This is a genomic window from Kribbella sp. NPDC004536 (assembly GCF_042873835.1).
In the GTDB taxonomy this organism is placed as follows: Bacteria; Actinomycetota; Actinomycetes; order Propionibacteriales; family Kribbellaceae; genus Kribbella.
In genome coordinates, this window is the sequence record NZ_JBIALY010000001.1 from 133203 (window position 1) to 149023 (window position 15821).

The window sequence follows — 15821 nt, forward strand, 5'->3', positions numbered from 1 at the left end:
ATGCCCTTCGCCACGCAGCCCGTACGCCGGGTCGCCGCGGCGGAGGGCATTCGTCCTTCCGGCATCTGGCCCCACACCATCCCCGCCGTCCACCAACTCCTGACCGAAGGCTTGGACCTCACCGCGGGCGTCACATTCCTCGTCGGTGAGAACGGTGCTGGGAAATCCACCATCGTGGAGGCTGTCGCGATGGCATTCGGCATGTCACCGGAAGGCGGTTCAACAGGAGCCCGCCTCACCACCCGCGAGACCGAGTCGTCCTTGTCCCGCGACCTGCAACTCACCCGCGTCGTTCAGTTCCAGTTTGGCGTTGGTCGGGGTGTTGGGGGAGCTGGCCGCTGGTGGGGCGCAGGTGTTGTGCGCTACACACTCGCCCGTGGTGTGTTCGTTGCCGGGGGCCACGATCGTCGAAGTCGAGGAGTGGGGTTGCGGCGGACCACCTGGGACGAGCTGGAGCTTGTGCAGAACTGGAAGGCCTACCTGCAGGCGCCCGAGCGGTACCTGCGGCACATCGTCTAGCTCAAGGTTGCGTGGTAGGCGGCCAGGACGGGCGGGAGGCCGTTGGTCAGCATCTTGCGGCGTACCTTGGCCAAGAGTAGTGACATGGCGAATCCGCCGATGCCCGTGAAGCCGGTGTGGGTCCAGGTGACCCGGGTGCCGCCGGTGGTTTCCTCTAGCAGGTAGTTCACGTCGGTGATGTCGTCGCTGTCCTGGTCCCCGCGCCACGTGTAGTGCATCGAGCGGGGCGCGTCGACGGCGACGACCTCGCAGTAGACGATGCCTGCCCAGCCGATCGTCGGTTTGCCGATGAACCGGAACTTGGTTCCCGGTACAGCGGCGAACCCGTCCGGCCGGCCGCCCTGACCGGTTGTCGTCCACTGCGCGACGTACGCCGGATCGGTCAGTACGGTCCAGACTTCGTCGATCGGGTAGTCGTATTCGCGGACGACGGTGTACTGGCTCATGCCTCAAAGCTAGCCTACCTAACGTTAGGTAGTCCAGCCTACCGTGCGGTAGGCTGGACTCCATGGAGGATCAGATCAGCAGGCGCCGCTCCGGACCGGACACCCGCGCCGCGATCCAGCGCGTCGCCCTCGAACTGTTCACCGAGAAGGGGTACGAGGCGACGTCGCTGCGCGAGATCGCCGACGAGCTGGGCATTCAGAAGCCGTCGCTGTACTACCACTTCAAAGGCAAGGAGGACATTCTCCGCGCCTTGTTCGACGAGCGCGGCGACGAAGCCGAGCAGTTGCTGCAGTGGATCGGCGAGCAGCCCCAGACACCCGAACTGGTCGGAGCGGCCGTGCTCCGCTGGGTGCAGTCGTTCTCCGCCGAGAAGCTCCGCGGCATCCGGTTCCTGTCCGCCAATCCGCTGATCGGACGTACCTTCGAAGGCCGCACCAACGACCGCATCGGCTCGACGCTGAATCAGTTGGTGGACCGGCTCACCGGCCTGCTGCCCGACCAGAGCCCATCCAAAGTGCTGCAACTCCGGATGGCGCTGCTGAGCATCAACGCCGCCGTCGACGCGGCCACGCAGACGACGTTCACCGACGACGAAGTCCTCGCGGCCGCCAACACTGTTGCGATCGCGCTGATCGACGCGCTGCTCTGACGGTCGACCACCCAGCGGCGTCAGTCCGTGTGCGGCGGCCGTGTGCGGCGAGGTGGATCAGGGGCGAGGGAGCCGTCCGGGGCGATGTGTTCGAAGATCTGGTCGACCAGGTTCAGGACGTGCGGGTCGTCGACGGTGTAGATGTGCCGGCGGCCTTCGCGGCGGGCGGTGATGATGCCGGCCAGCCGGAGTTTGCCGAGGTGCTGGCTCGCGGTGGCGATACTCACGCCGACGCGGTCCGCCAAGGTGCCGACGTCGTACTCCCCCTGTGCGGCCAGCGACACCAGGTGCAGCCGGACCGGAGCGGAGAGCATGGCGAAGGTGCCCGCGGCGGATTCGAGCTGCGCCTTCGTCGGATCAGGGTTGGTCATCGCGCAGTCATTGTGACCGGTGGACCGGTCAGCGGACAGCGCGCCGGGCCGTGGTGACCACGGTCTCACACTTTCGCAATTGCGAAAGTATCAAAACCGAGGCAGGATGGAACCATGTTCCGAGCGCTCCGCCCCGTCCTGCTGCTGCTCCTGGTGGCGATCCCCGCGGTCGTCCTCCGGCTGCTCGGCACCCACCCGCCGGCGCTGGCGTCGATGGCGATCTTCGGCATCGCCGTGGTCGCCGCGTCGTTCGTGCTGGCCTGGGCGGCGGAGGCCGCGGAGATGGACATCTCGGGCGGTCTGGCGATCGCGCTGCTGGCGGTCATCGCGGTCCTTCCGGAGTACGCCGTCGACCTGTACTTCGCCCACACCGCCGGGTCGAACCCGGACTACGTGCAGTACGCCGCCGCCAACATGACCGGGTCGAACCGGTTGCTGCTCGGCCTCGGCTGGTCCGCCGTCGTGCTGATCAGCCTGTACGTCGCCTCGCGGCGCAGCGGGCGCACCGTGAAGTCCCTGGTCCTCGAGTCGGGGTACCGGAGGGAGCTCGGCTTCCTCGCGGTCGCCGGTGTGGTCGCGTTCGTGATCCCGGTGACCGGGCAGATCCACCTGCTGCTCGGGATCCTGCTGCTCGCGTTCTTCGCGTTCTACCTGTACCGCGCGGCGACCGCGGACCACGACGACGAGCCGGACCTGATCGGCCCGGCCGCGACCATCGGTGCGCTGCCTCAGCTGCAGCGCCGGATCGTCGTGACCGCGATGTTCCTGGTCTCGGCAGCGGTGATCCTGGCGGCCGCGGAGCCGTTCGCGGACTCGCTCGTGGCGGGTGGTCAGGCGCTCGGGATCGACCAGTTCCTGCTCGTACAGTGGCTGGCGCCGCTCGCGTCCGAGGCGCCGGAGTTCATCGTCGCGATCCTGTTCGCGTGGCGGGGCAAGGGCGCGGCCGCGCTGGGCCTGCTGATCTCCGCGAAGGTGAACCAGTGGACCCTGCTGATCGGCAGCCTGCCGATCGCGTACGGGATCGGCGGCGGCGGGGCCGCGCTGCACCTGGACGGCCGGCAGGTCGAGGAGTTCCTGCTGACCGCGACACAGACCCTGCTCGGTATCGCGATCCTGCTGAACCTCCGCTTCCCTCGCTGGGCGGCGTTCACACTGCTCGGCCTGTTCGCGGTCCAGTTCGCCGTGCCGGGCCAGACGGGCCGGTACGTGATCAGCGTGATCTACCTGGTCCTCGCGATCGGCGCGGCGATCCACAACCGCAAGTACCTGGCGCAGACCGTCACCGCCCCGTTCCGCCGTACGGCAGCAGTAGCCGAGACGGAACGCGAACTGGTGAACGTCTAGCTCTTCAGCCTCACATCAGGTCCGTTCAATCCCCTCATGGCACGGTGGGCCGACATACGCGCGTTCTCGCGTCAGTGACGGAAATGAGGGGTGCATGTTTCGGATTCGCGCAATCGCCACAGGAGCGGCGATTAGCGTCGTTTCGCTTGCCGCGCTGCTGGTCGTGCCATCGGCACAAGCAGCCGCATCGGCGACATCGATCACGTTGAGCGCACCGGCATCCGGTGCCTACGGATCAACGATCAAGCTCACCGGACTGGTTCGTAAGAGCGGTACAACGACCGGACTATCCGGGGCGACGATCTATCTGCAGCGGTCCGTCCACGGGCGCGCTCGCTACGGAAACCTGCTCAAGGGACGGACGACGTCCACCGGAGCCTACACATTCGCCGTGCAGCAGGTCTCGGCCTACGACTACCGCGTCTACTTCCCAGGGTCATCAGGCCACGCCCGCGCGTTCAGCCCTGTGCGTTACCCCGTAACGACCCAGGTAGTCGCGTTCGACACCATCACAACCACGAACGCCACGACTGGCCAGCTCACGGCGACGGGCCGCGTTGTACCGACGCCCCCGAACGGCACGCTGGTCTACCTGCAGCGCTACAGCAAGGACTCGCGTACCTACGTGAATCAAGCGATCGGCAGGACAACGGCCGGCAAGGCGACCATCGTCGCCACTCGCCATGGCTCCGTCGACGCTTATCGCCTCCTTGTCGCTGCGCGTGGCCCCTTCGGCGCCGGCGTCTCGACAGCTAAGTCCTTCAGCCACTACGTTTGGCGAGGCGCGTTCACCAAGTCGCCCGTTCAGGTGATCAGCTCTCACGTGAATACAATGCAGCTCGTGCCGCAGGATCCCACGAAGAGCACCCTCGAGGTCACGGCGTACTACTCCCACCTCGGGCCGGACATCTACCTCGACGACAGCGGGTGTATCAAGGCTTCCTCGAAGACGTCACTGATCGACGTCCCCCGTGAATCCGTCACCGTGTTCCTTACCTCGGACGACAGTGCGGTGGGTAAGACCGGATCGCTGCCCGCTGGCAACCACGGTGAGCTGAAACTGGATCTCGACATCTCGAAGCACCCCGGGCTCAAGTACTACGAGACGTCCAATGACGCCACCCACTTCAACCTCGAGCTGCAGCTCCTCTGTAACAACTGATCAGCTCGCCCGCTGCTCGCCGCCCAGGACCTCGGCGGTGAGTGGCGGGCGGTTGCGGCGTTCCTGGGGACCCGGGCGGCCGCGGCGGCGGCCGGAGAGGAACTTCTCGCCGGCGGCGGTGCCGGTGAACTTGGTGCGGCGGGCCCACTCCCGGCACTGGTCGATCACCGGGCAGGACGTCAGGCAGATCGCCTGCGCCTTGCGCTGCTCCCACTGGCTGGCCGACTCGTCGTACGACGGCGCGTGGCCGACGCACGCGGCCTTCGCCATCCAGTTGTCGGCCGGGTCAACGATCACCGTCAAAGTAGGCCTCATGAGTTCCCCTGCTCCTCGTCGATCGGGCGGATCGGTAGGAACAGATTGACTCGGCCGCGTTGCCCCGGTGCGACGCCAATGTTTCAGGCATGAAACTTAGTGACGGACCATGCGAATCTCATACAGGTCGAAGTAGGGGTCGTGCTTGCCGGTGCCGTCGGGTTCGAAGCCGTGGCGTTCGTAGAAGGCGCGGGCCCGGGTGTTTGCCTCGAAGACCCAGAGGAACGCGGGCTGTTTGCCGACGGCAACGTCCAGCAGCCGGGTGCCGAGGCCGGTCTTCCAGTACGCCTGCCGGGTGTAGATCGCCTCGAGCTCGAACGGCACCGGCGCGTCCTCGTCCCGCCCCGGCCCGGTCCCGATGAACCCGGCCACCCGGTCCTCGACCGCCGCGCCCGGGCGCACCGCGATCCACCGCGTCCGCCCCTCGCCCAGGTTGGCCCGCCACCGCGAGATCCGGCGTTCGATGTCCGACGTACGCTCGAGCAGTACGTCGTCCGGTACGAGCCCGGCGTACGCCTCCCGCCAGCACAACAGGTGACACCACGCCCCCGCCTCGGCGTCGTCGACCGTGGCGAGCCTGATCTCGGGTTGCATTCAGACAGTAAAAACGATCTTGCCGAACACGTCGCCCGAATTCATCTTCTCGAATCCGGCCCGGGCCTCGGCGAGAGGCAGTACCGAGTCGATGTGCGGGGAGATGCCCGCGTTCGCCATGAACTGGACGAGCTCGGCCAGCTCGGTCCGGGTGCCCATCGTGGAACCCTGGACGCGGAGCTGGAGGAAGAAGATCCGGTTCAGCTCGGCGGACTTCGGCGCCTGGCCGCTGGTCGCGCCCGAGATCACCAGCGTGCCGCCCTGCTTCAAGGACTTCAGCGAGTGCGACCAGGTCGCCTGACCGACGGTCTCCATCACCGCGTCCACCCGCTCGGGCAGCCGCGCGCCGGACTCGAACGCGTCGTGCGCCCCGATCTCCAGCGCTTTCGACCGCTTGCCCTCGTCGCGCGACGTCGCCCACACCCGGATCCCCGCCGCCCGCGCCAGCGTGATCAGCGCCGTCGCGACCCCGCCACCGGCGCCCTGCACGAGTACGGTGTCGCCCGGCTTCAGCCCAGACTGTGTGAACAGCATCCGGTACGCCGTCAGCCAGGCCGTCGGCAGGCAGGCCGCCTGCTCGAACGACATCCCGGCCGGCTTCGGTACGACGTTCCGCGCCGGCACGGCGACCTTCTGCGCCAGCGTGCCCTGGTACCGCTCGCTCAGCAGCGACCGCTTCGGGTCGAGCGTCTCGTCGCCCTTCCACGCCGGGTCCGAGACCACCGCGTGCACGACGACCTCGTTGCCGTCCGGGTCGACGCCGGCCGCGTCGCAGCCGAGGATCATCGGCAGGTTCTGCTCGGCCAGCCCGACGCCCTTCAGCGACCACAGGTCGTGGTGGTTGAGCGCCGTTGCCTTCACGTCGATCGTCACCCAACCGTCGGGCACCGTCGGGTCGGGCCGCTCCCCCACCTCCAGCGCGGCGATCGGGTTCTCGGCGTCGAACTTCGCAGCATAAGCAGCAAGCATGCGGACCACCCTAGGCGGTGGTCTACGCGGAGTCAGTTACCGATGTCACCGCGCGGGCCGCGGACCAGAGGTCGTACAGCTCCCGCGCGTTCTCGGGCCGGGCCGCGAGAATGCCACCCGATTCGGGCCAGACGGTCTCGTTGCCGTTGTCGTCCAGCAACACGCCGCCCGCCTCCCGGACGATGAGCGCCGACGCGAGGTGGTCGATCGGGCTGAAGCGTTCGATCACGGCGCCGGCACCACGACCCGCCGCGGGTCCGGCGAGCGTCAGCGTTCCGGACCCCATCACCCGGACCGTGCAGAACCGCTCGCGGAGCCCGTCCACGAAGGCGTCCATCCCGGGCCAGGGCGAGTGGTTCAGCAGCTCGGTACTGACGATCTTCCCGGCCAGGCTCGATTCCGCGCCACCGCGCAGGTCGAGGCGTCGCCCGTCGAGCTCGGCGCCCTGACCCGCGGCCGCGAAGAACACCTTGCCGCGCCACACATCACCCACCACGGCGACGAGCGGCTCGCGGTCGATCGCCAGCGCGAGCGAGAACGCGGTCCACGGCACGCCGTTCGCCAGGTTCGCCGTCCCGTCGACCGGATCGACGTACCAGCAGGGCACGCCCGGTTCGGCCGTACCGCCGAGCTCCTCGCCGACGACGAGATGGCCGGGCAAGCGGTCCGCGATGACCTGCCGTACGTGTTCCTCGACGGCGACGTCGACGGCGGTGACGTGGTCCGCGGCGTCGGCCTTCGTACGGACCTCGCCGAGGTCGGCGTGGGCGGTGAAGTCGTTGGCCCACGCCGCGAGTTCCCGCGCGACGGCGACGGCCTCGGTCAGCTCGTCGCCGGTCAGCTTGGCCGGCCGCCGCGCGCCTTGCCACGACCCCGGGCCTTCCGTGACGACCTGGCCGAAAAGCCTGAGTCGGTTGGTCGTGACCGCGTCGACGCCGAGTCCGAAGGCCCAGCGCATCGCGTCCGCGTCGTCGACTGTCCAGCAGGCGACGGAGAGCCCGGCGTCGTGGACGGCGTCGACGAGCGCCTTGCTGAGTACGACGTACTCGGAGTTCACCACCTCGGGCCGCAGCGCGGCGAGCACGTCGGCGGGCGGTACGTCGCGGCGGTCCCACGGGAACCAGATCCGTGCCTCCGGGTCGAGGCGCCGTACGGTCCTCATCGCGTCCAGGTCGCCGCACCACGCGACCTGCACGCCGGCGTCGAGCACGACCGGCACCGCGGCCTCGGCGACCGACGGCTCGCTCACGTCGATCAGGAGGGTGGCGTCGCCGGCAAGAGGCAGCACCTCCGCGAGCAGCGGGATCCGCTCGTCGTCGGAGCCGAGCGCGGAGACTTCGGCCCAGTCGACCTCGGCGACCGGCCGGTCGAGGCCCCACAGGCGGGCGAGCGTCGCGTCGTGCAGCAGTACGATGTGGCCGTCGCGGGTCACCCGTACGTCGACCTCGACGAAGTCGCAGCCCTCCTCGACGGCCGAGCGTACGGCCGCGACCGTGTTCTCCCGGTACCGCTCGACGTCACCGCGGTGCGCGGTCACTGCCGTGGTCCGAACTGGTGCCGTACTCACGCGCGCGCCCCCACGAGCTTGCCGTCCTCGAACTCGAGCCACTTCTCGATCCGGGCCGATCCCTCCGCACCCACAGCGGGCGGGGCACCGGTCACGTACGCCCGCAGCTCCACGTCCTCCCGCCGCAGATACAGCTCGGAGAAATGCCCGCGCGGTACGACGCGGACGACTGTCGCGGCGAGGCCGCCCGCGTCCGAGCCGGGCGCGAACACGACGTCCTCGGGGCGGATCCCGAGTACGCCTTCACCGGACACGATCCGGCCGTTCTTGATCCGGCCCTCGATCCGGTTCAGGCTGCCGATGAAGGTCGCCACGAACTCCGTCGCCGGAGCGCTGTACAGCTCGGCCGGCGTACTGAACTGCTCGATCCGGCCGTTGTTCATCACCGCGATCCGGTCCGAGACCGACATCGCCTCCTCCTGGTCGTGCGTGACGATCACGGTCGTGATGCGCAGCCGCTGCTGGATCTCGCGGATGTCCTCGCGGACCTTGACCCGCAGCTTCGCGTCCAGGTTGCTCAGCGGCTCGTCGAGCAGCAGCAGTTCCGGCTCCTGGACGAGCGCCCGCGCGAGCGCCGTCCGCTGCTGCTCGCCGCCGGAGATCCGGGCCGGGCGGGAGTCCTTGTGGTGGGTCAGGTTGACCAGCGCGAGCGCGGCGTCGACGCGTTCGGCGATCTCCGCCTTCGGCCGCTTGCGCAGCTTGAGCGGGAAGCCGACGTTCTTGGCCACCGTCATGTGCGGCCAGAGCGCGTAGTTCTGGAACACCATCGCGCTCGGGCGGTGCTCGGGGCCGAGGTGTACGACCTCGCGGCCGCCGACCTTGATCGAACCGGCGTCCGGGGTCAGGAAGCCGGCGATCATCCGCAGGGTCGTGGTCTTGCCGCAGCCGGACGGGCCGAGCAGCGAGACCAGCTCGCCCTGCCGGACCTCCATGTCGAGGCTGTCGATGATGGTCCGCCCGCCGAGCGCCTTGTGCAGACCCTCGATCTTGAGGCCGCCGGAAACTGGTGTGGTCATCTGCCCCTACTTGATCTGGAAGCCCTCGGCGAGGTGGCCGCCGACGATGTGCTTGTGCGCGGCCAGCAGCAGCGCGACGGACGGGATGGCCAGCAGGATCGAGAACACTGCCGCCACCTGGGTCGGGTAGTTCAGCACCAGGCTGTACATCTGGGTCGGCATCGTCATGTAGTCCGGTGCGCCGACCAGGTACGTACCCTGCGCCTCGTCGAAGGACGCGAGGAAGCTCATGATCGCGGCCACCAGGATCCCCGGCAGCGCCATCGGCAGCGTGACGCTGAAGAACGTCCGCAGCTTGGAGGCGCCGGCGTCCCGGGCGGCCTCCTCGAGACTGCGCGGTACGGCGGCGAACGCGGCGGCCGGGATCCAGGTCATGAACACGACGGTGCCGAGTACGTGCACGACCAGGATGCCGAGGATCGTGTTCATCAGGTTGAGCGCGTAGAACAACGCCGCCAGCGAGACGAACAGCCCCATCTTCGGGAACGCGTTCGCGGCGAACACTCCGATCAGGAAGAACCGCCGCCCCGGGAACTCGAACCGCGCGAACGCGTACGCCGCCGGCAGACAGATCACCGCGGACACCAGGACCGTGATCGGCGCGAAGAACAACGAGTTCTGGACGGCGACCGCGAGCGCGTGATCGCTGAACACGACGTTCCACCAGCGGAACGTCCAGCCGTCCGGGAACAGGTTCGGGTACGTCCAGGTGGTCGCGAACGCCCGTACCGCCAGCCAGCCGAGCGGCCCGATGATGAACAGCGCCAGTACGGCCGCGAACACGACGACCGCGGCGCGGGTCAACCCTTTGGCCATCAGACCGCCCCGGCTTCCTTGGCGGAGCGGAAGTTCGCCCACACGTAGACGGCCGCGATCCCGGACGCGATCGCGAACACGATGAACGCGATCACCACCGCCTGCTGCGGCTGGTTGAACGCGGAGAAATAGTTCGACATGTCGACGCCGAGCATGTTCGGCGAGTTCGGGCCGGTGAAGTACGGCACGGTGAACGAGCCGAGGATGCCGATCGCGGTGAACGTGGTCGCGATGACGATCGGTACGCCGGCCATCGGCACCACGACGCTGACGACCACCCGCCAGAACGAGGCACCGGCGTCCCGCGCGGCATCGATCATCGCCTGCGGAACGGCCTGCAACCCCGAGCTGACCAGCAGCGTCGCGAACGGCAGCGACGTCCACACCGAGCCGATGACGACGGTCACCAGCGTGTACGACCACACCGGGAAGCCGAGCCCGAACTGCGAGGCCACACTGCGCAGGAAGCCGTTCGCGGAGTAGAAGCCCAGGATCGCCCACGACGCGATGACGACCGGGATGAACAGCGGCACCACCGCGAGCGTGGACAGCACCTTGCCGAGCAGGCCGGGCGAGAACTTCAGGTACAGCCCGATGCCGACGGCCAGCAGGACGACCAGCGACGTACTGATCAGCGTGACGACGACCGTCACGAAGAGGTCGCCGAGGAACCGGGAGTTCGTGAACATCTCGCCGTACGCCGAGAACGTCGGCACGATGCCGTGCGCGGAGTGGACGTTCTGGCCGATCAGCGCGACGGTCCGGTTCAGGCCGCCGGTGAAGCCGAGGCTGAAGCCGAGCGCGAGCACCACCGGGAACCCGATGAACGCCGCGATCAACACCATCGGCGGCAGCGCCATCAAGAACCCGCGCGCCCGCCCCGCCCTCACTTGCCCGGCACCTTCTGGTCCCACCTACCCGCCGCCGCCCTCATTTCCCTGGCACCTTCTGGTCCCACAGGTTGTTGAGGTCCTTCGTCATCGAGTCGAAGTAGCCCTTGCGCAGGTTGTCGGTGTTCGCATTCGCCCACTTGCTCTGCAGCTCCGGCGGCAGCTTGGCCAGCGAGATCGCCGGGTAGCCGGAGATGTCCTTGACGATCATCGCCTGCTGCGCAGGCTGCAGGACGAAGTCCGCGAGCTTGACGGCCGCGTCCTTGCTCGGGCTGCTCGCCGGTACGCCGAGGTACGCCGCGCCGCCGGTGAACGACGGGTCGGAGATCTGCGCGGCCTTCACCGTCGACGGGATCGCGCCGTTCGCGACCGCGGTGGTGAACTGATCGGACCAGACCGGCGCCATCGAGATCTGCCCGTTCGCGAGCAGGTCCAGCACCTGCTGGTTGCCGTTCGGGTAGACACCCTTCTGGTACACGTACGGGTTCAGGCCGTGCAGCGTCGCGAAGCCCTGGTCCCAGTTGGACTCGAGGCCCTTGTCGTAGCCGACCGTCATCTTCTGCCGCGCGTCGGCCGGGACGTACTTGTCCAGCACCGTCGCCACGAACGCGCCACCGGACCCGCCGGACTTGGGCGAGTTGTAGGTGAACTTGCCCGGGTTCGCCTTGATCCACGCGAGCAGGTCGTCGAGCGTCTTCGGCGGCGCCGGTACGGCCTTCGAGTCGTACGCGAGCAGGACCGACGAACCGCGGTACGGGATGCCGCCGGTGCCGCCGGCCTTCACCACGTCGGCCGGGATGTCGTTCAGCGTGGAGAACTTCGACTCCTCGACGGGGTCGAGCAGGTTCGCGGCCGAGGCCTTCGCCACGAAACCGCCGTCCACCAGGTCGAATCCCGGGTCCTTCTTCTGCGCCACCGACGCGGACAGCTTGGCCATCGTCTGCGCGTCGTGCTCGCCGTGCAGGTCGAGCGTGATCTGCACCTTGTAGCCGGGGTTGGCCTTCTCGAACGCCGGGCCGAGATCGTCGGTCCAGAGCTTCTGGATGTTCGTGTCGCCACTGATGAAGACCCTGACCGTCTTCACATCGCCGGCGCCGCCGCCCTGGGTGGCGGTGCTCTTCTGCGCGCACCCACTCAGAGCAAGGGCCGCGGCGGTGATCGCCGCGGCCGCTCCGAATGCGGTCCTGAGCTTCATGAACGCCTCCCACCATGAGTACGGGTCTGGAAAAACCAGGCCAATGGTGGCGGCGGCAGTTTGTTAAGTCAATACCTTTCCAAGAAGCGTTTGATAACTGGCGGAAAACAACCAAAGAAGTTGCTCTCAGCAACGCTTCGGCGTTCAGGCAGGCCGGGCGACGCCTTCCGATACCGCCGCGGCGGCGACCGCGGCCGAGACCGCCGGCGCGACGCGCTCGTCGAACGGCGACGGGATGACGTAGTCCGGGCGGAGGTCCGCCGGCGAGATCAGGCCGGCCAGCGCGTCGGCGGCGGCCAGCTTCATCCCCTCGGTGATCCGGGAGGCGTTCGCGTCGAAGGCGCCGCGGAAGATGCCGGGGAACGCCAGCACGTTGTTGATCTGGTTCGGGAAGTCGGAACGACCGGTCGCGACCACCGCGGCGTGCCGGTGCGCGATGTCCGGGTGGACCTCCGGGTTCGGGTTCGCGAGCGCGAAGATCATCGCGTCGGCCGCCATCTGCGCGACGGCCTCCTCCGGCACCGTCCCGCCGGACACCCCGAGGAACAGGTCGGCGCCGGCCAGGGCGTCCACCAAGCGGCCCGAGATGCCGCCGGTGTTGGTGTCCCGGGCCAGCGACAGCTTCACCGGGTTCAGGTCGGCGCGGTCCTCGTGCAGGACACCCTTGCTGTCGACAACAGCCAGGTCGCCGACGCCCGCCTGCAGCAGGATCCGCGCGCACGCGACGCCGGCCGCGCCCGCACCCGAGATCACCACGCGGATGTCCTCGATCCGCTTGCCGGTCACCCGCAGGGCGTTCCGGAGAGCGGCGAGTACGACGACCGCCGTACCGTGCTGGTCGTCGTGGAACACCGGGATGTCCAGGCGTTCCTTCAGCCGGCGCTCGATCTCGAAGCAGCGCGGCGCGGAGATGTCCTCCAGGTTGATCCCGCCGAACGTCGGCGCCATCCGGGCGACCGTCTCGACGAACTCGTCCACGTCGGTGCAGTCCAGCGCGATCGGCACCGAGTCGACGCCGCCGAACTCCTTGAACAGCAGCGCCTTGCCCTCCATCACCGGCAGCGACGCGGCCGGGCCGATGTCGCCGAGGCCGAGGACCGCGGTGCCGTCGGTGACGACTGCCACGACGTTCGACTTCCAGGTGTACCGCCGGACCAGCGACGGGTCCTCGGCGATCGCGGTGCAGACCCGGGCGACGCCGGGGGTGTACGCCTTCGACAGGTCGTCGGCGTCCTTGACGTGGATCGACGACGTGACCTCGATCTTGCCGCCGCGGTGCAGCTCGAACACGGCGTCGCCGGCGTAGGGATCGGAAACGGGGATTTCAACAGGTTGGGCGACCATGGACGGACCCTCTCGGAAAACTCGGATTCAGTGTTCAGAAGCAGGGGATCGCCCGTGCGGATGAGTAAACCACAGACCTCACTGGTCTGCTGTGAGGGGTCCCACATCCCCCTCGGTGTGCCAGGATTCTCAGAATTCACAACCCCTGTCGAGGAGAATCCGCGATGAACATCGTCCCCACTCTCCGCAAGCGCCGGGCGCAGGCTGTCGCCGCGGTCGCCGTACTTGCCCTCGCCCTCACCGCCTGTGGTGGCGGTTCCGGCGGTAGCGGATCCGATGACAAGGCGAAGGCCGCCGGCATCACGCTCGTCAAGTCCGGCAAGCTGACCATCTGCACGCACCTGCCGTACAAGCCGTTCCAGTACAAGGACGGCGACAAGGTCGTCGGGTTCGACGTGGACCTGCTCGACCTGGTCGCCCAGGACCTCGGCCTGAAGTACGACGTGGTGAACATCGAGTGGTCGCAGGTCACCTCGGGCGCCGCGTTCCAGGCGAAGAAGTGCGACATGGGCATGGGCGCGATGACGATCACGCCGGAGCGCCAGAAGGCGATCAGCATCACCGACCCGTACATGGACGCCACCCAGGTGCTGATGGCGAAGAAGGACTCCGGCATCAAGTCGCTGGCCGACCTGAAGGGCAAGAAGGTCGGCGCCCAGGCCGACACCACCGGCAAGAAGTACGCCGACGAGAACGCCAAGGCGAACGGCTACACGGTGATCCCGTTCAACGATCTCGCGCTGCAGGAGAACAACGTGAAGTCCGGCCGGGTCGACGCCGCGATCAACGACAACGGCGTGCTGTACGACTTCGTCAAGGACAACCCGGACATGGCCGTGGTGGCCGAGTTCAACACCGGCGAGCAGTACGGCTTCGGTGCGCTCAAGGACGGCAGCGGCCCGAAACTGGTGGCCAAGTTCAACGAACTGCTGACCAAGGCGAAGTCGGACGGCAAGTACAACGAGATCTACAAGAAGTGGTTCGGGGTTGAGCCGAAGAAGTGAGCACACAAACCGTTGAGCGAAGAGGGCTGAGTCCGCGGCAGCGGGCCCAGCGCTCCCGTTGGATCCAGTACGCGATCCTCGTCGTACTGATCCTGGCCGCCGTGTTCACGGCGAACTGGCACCAGATCGCGGACGTGTTCTTCCGGCCGGAGTTCATCAAGTCGACGTTCGAGAACGGCGTCCTCAAGGCACTGCTCAAGACGCTCGAGTACACCGCCGGTGCGTTCGTCATCGGCCTGTGCGGCGGTACGTTGCTGGCGTTGATGAAGCTCAGCCAGGTCGGGCCGTACCGGTGGATCGCGACCGCCTACATCGAGTTCTTCCGTGGGCTGCCGGCGATCGTGGTGTTCATCGCGTTCAGCCTGCTGCCGCTGGCGTTCCCGGGCCTGACGATCCCCTGGGACCCGTACGGCGTGGTGTGGCTCGCGCTCGGCATCGTCGCGTCGGCGTACATGGCCGAGGTGATCCGGGCCGGCATCCAGGCGGTACCGCGCGGCCAGGTCGAGGCGGCCCGTTCGCTCGGCATGCCGGCCGGGCTGGCGATGCGGAAGATCGTGCTGCCGCAGGCGTTCCGGATCGTGCTGCCGCCGCTGACCAACGACCTGATCCTGCTGGTCAAGGACTCGTCACTGGTGTTCATGATCGGCGTCGCCGCCGACGGGTACGAGCTCACCGGGTTCGGCCGCGACCTGGCGAACACGGACTCGAACCTGACGCCGATCGTGGTCTGCGGCTTCTGCTACCTGGTGATCACCCTGCCGCTGGGCATCCTCGCCCGCCGGCTCGAAGCCAGAACTGCGAGGACGCGCTGACATGGCCCTGGTAGAGATCAAGAACCTGCACAAGTCGTTCGGCAGCAACCACGTCCTGCGCGGGATCGACTTCACCGTCGAGCAGGGCGAGGTGGTGTGCGTGATCGGCCCGTCCGGGTCCGGCAAGTCCACGCTGCTGCGGTGCGTGAACCTGCTGGAGACCCCGCAGGAAGGACAGGTGATCGTCCGCGGTGAGGACATCACCGACCCGGACTGCCACCTGGACGCGGCCCGGCAGCAGATCGGGATGGTGTTCCAGCAGTTCAACCTGTTCCCGCACCTGTCCGTGCTGGCGAACTGCACCGTTGCCCAGCGCACCGTTCTGCGCCGGAGCGCGGAGGACGCCGACCGGGTCGCCCGCGCGAACCTGGAGCGGGTCGGGCTGAGCGACAAGATCGACGCGTACCCGGCCCAGCTGTCCGGCGGTCAGCAGCAGCGGGTGGCGATCGCCCGCGCGCTGTCGATGGACCCGGCGCTGATGCTGTTCGACGAACCTACGTCGGCGCTCGACCCGGAACTGGTCGGCGACGTCCTGACGGTGATGCGCAAGCTCGCGCTGGACGGGATGACGATGCTGGTCGTCACCCACGAGATGGCGTTCGCCCGCGAGGTCGCGGACCGGGTGGTGTTCATGGACGGCGGCGTGATCGTCGAGCAGGGCCCGCCCGCCGAGGTGATCGGCGCCCCGAAGGAGGAACGCACCCGGACCTTCCTGCGCCGGGTGCTGGACCCGACCCACGTGGAGACCTGAGCACGATCTCAGTCACGCTGCGTGTCCGGGTGGTCGACGGATACGCAGCGTGGCCG

Annotated in this window: 18 protein-coding genes; 7 read left to right on the forward strand and 11 right to left on the reverse strand. The window is 68.0% G+C overall.

Annotated features, from left to right (window positions below):
- Positions 1-519, forward strand: coding sequence for an AAA family ATPase (locus ACFYRU_RS00645; RefSeq protein ID WP_387651356.1), 519 nt, complete (start codon positions 1-3; stop codon positions 517-519).
- Here the strand turns inward: ACFYRU_RS00645 and ACFYRU_RS00650 are convergent.
- A complete protein-coding gene (locus ACFYRU_RS00650) occupies positions 516-965 on the reverse strand; it encodes an SRPBCC domain-containing protein (RefSeq protein WP_387651358.1) in 450 nt (149 codons plus the stop codon). The genes ACFYRU_RS00645 and ACFYRU_RS00650 overlap by 4 nt on opposite strands.
- 62 nt (positions 966-1027) lie before the next feature.
- Between ACFYRU_RS00650 and ACFYRU_RS00655 the strand changes: the two genes are divergently transcribed.
- A complete protein-coding gene (locus tag ACFYRU_RS00655; RefSeq protein WP_387651360.1) occupies positions 1028-1615 on the forward strand; it encodes a TetR/AcrR family transcriptional regulator in 588 nt (195 codons plus the stop codon).
- A 20-nt stretch (positions 1616-1635) separates the two neighbouring features.
- Here ACFYRU_RS00655 and ACFYRU_RS00660 read toward each other — a convergent pair whose 3' ends face one another.
- Complete coding sequence (locus ACFYRU_RS00660; RefSeq protein ID WP_387651361.1) at positions 1636-1986, reverse strand: ArsR/SmtB family transcription factor; 351 nt, start codon at positions 1984-1986, stop codon at positions 1636-1638.
- A gap of 114 nt (positions 1987-2100) precedes the next feature.
- On the opposite strand from ACFYRU_RS00660, the gene ACFYRU_RS00665 reads away from it, so the two are divergent.
- Positions 2101-3330 carry a sodium:proton exchanger gene (locus tag ACFYRU_RS00665; protein WP_387651363.1) on the forward strand — a complete coding sequence of 410 codons (1230 nt, stop codon included), beginning with the start codon at positions 2101-2103 and terminating at the stop codon, positions 3328-3330.
- Positions 3331-3424: 94 nt separating this feature from the next.
- Entirely contained in the window at positions 3425-4492 is a 1068-nt protein-coding gene (locus ACFYRU_RS00670; protein ID WP_387651365.1) for a hypothetical protein, read from the forward strand.
- Here the strand turns inward: ACFYRU_RS00670 and ACFYRU_RS00675 are convergent, their stop codons facing one another.
- The 9 genes from ACFYRU_RS00675 to ACFYRU_RS00715 form a co-directional block, all read right to left on the reverse strand.
- Entirely contained in the window at positions 4493-4807 is a 315-nt protein-coding gene (locus tag ACFYRU_RS00675) for a WhiB family transcriptional regulator (RefSeq protein WP_387651368.1), read from the reverse strand.
- Between the two features lie 96 nt (positions 4808-4903).
- On the reverse strand, positions 4904-5401 hold the full coding sequence (locus ACFYRU_RS00680) for a GNAT family N-acetyltransferase (RefSeq protein ID WP_387651371.1): 498 nt from the start codon (positions 5399-5401) through the stop codon (positions 4904-4906).
- Entirely contained in the window at positions 5402-6370 is a 969-nt protein-coding gene (locus ACFYRU_RS00685; RefSeq protein ID WP_387651374.1) for a zinc-binding dehydrogenase, read from the reverse strand.
- A 22-nt stretch (positions 6371-6392) separates the two neighbouring features.
- Positions 6393-7937: an inositol monophosphatase family protein gene (locus tag ACFYRU_RS00690; RefSeq protein WP_387651377.1), complete on the reverse strand. Its 1545-nt coding sequence runs from the start codon at positions 7935-7937 to the stop codon at positions 6393-6395.
- Complete coding sequence (locus tag ACFYRU_RS00695; protein ID WP_387651380.1) at positions 7934-8953, reverse strand: ABC transporter ATP-binding protein; 1020 nt, start codon at positions 8951-8953, stop codon at positions 7934-7936. The genes ACFYRU_RS00690 and ACFYRU_RS00695 overlap by 4 nt, the downstream gene beginning before the upstream one ends.
- A 6-nt stretch (positions 8954-8959) precedes the next feature.
- On the reverse strand, positions 8960-9769 hold the full coding sequence (locus ACFYRU_RS00700; RefSeq protein WP_387651381.1) for an ABC transporter permease: 810 nt from the start codon (positions 9767-9769) through the stop codon (positions 8960-8962).
- Positions 9769-10659, reverse strand: a complete 891-nt coding sequence (locus ACFYRU_RS00705; protein WP_387651384.1) for an ABC transporter permease — start codon at positions 10657-10659, stop codon at positions 9769-9771. Before ACFYRU_RS00705 ends, ACFYRU_RS00700 begins: the two co-directional genes overlap by 1 nt.
- A 40-nt stretch (positions 10660-10699) precedes the next feature.
- Positions 10700-11854 (reverse strand): extracellular solute-binding protein, encoded by a 1155-nt coding sequence (locus ACFYRU_RS00710; protein WP_387651386.1) that lies wholly within the window; start codon positions 11852-11854, stop codon positions 10700-10702.
- A 144-nt stretch (positions 11855-11998) separates the two neighbouring features.
- On the reverse strand, positions 11999-13198 hold the full coding sequence (locus ACFYRU_RS00715) for an NADP-dependent malic enzyme (protein WP_387651388.1): 1200 nt from the start codon (positions 13196-13198) through the stop codon (positions 11999-12001).
- Positions 13199-13362: 164 nt separating this feature from the next.
- Here ACFYRU_RS00715 and ACFYRU_RS00720 point away from each other — a divergent pair, with 164 nt between their 5' ends.
- Genes ACFYRU_RS00720 through ACFYRU_RS00730 form a run of 3 tightly spaced genes read left to right on the forward strand, consistent with a single transcriptional unit; the run spans position 13363 to position 15765 of the window.
- Entirely contained in the window at positions 13363-14202 is an 840-nt protein-coding gene (locus ACFYRU_RS00720) for an ABC transporter substrate-binding protein (RefSeq protein WP_387651390.1), read from the forward strand.
- Positions 14199-15014, forward strand: coding sequence for an amino acid ABC transporter permease (locus ACFYRU_RS00725; protein WP_387651391.1), 816 nt, complete (start codon positions 14199-14201; stop codon positions 15012-15014). Before ACFYRU_RS00720 ends, ACFYRU_RS00725 begins: the two co-directional genes overlap by 4 nt.
- A 1-nt stretch (position 15015) precedes the next feature.
- Positions 15016-15765: an amino acid ABC transporter ATP-binding protein gene (locus ACFYRU_RS00730; RefSeq protein WP_387651393.1), complete on the forward strand. Its 750-nt coding sequence runs from the start codon at positions 15016-15018 to the stop codon at positions 15763-15765.
- Positions 15766-15821 lie beyond the last annotated feature (56 nt).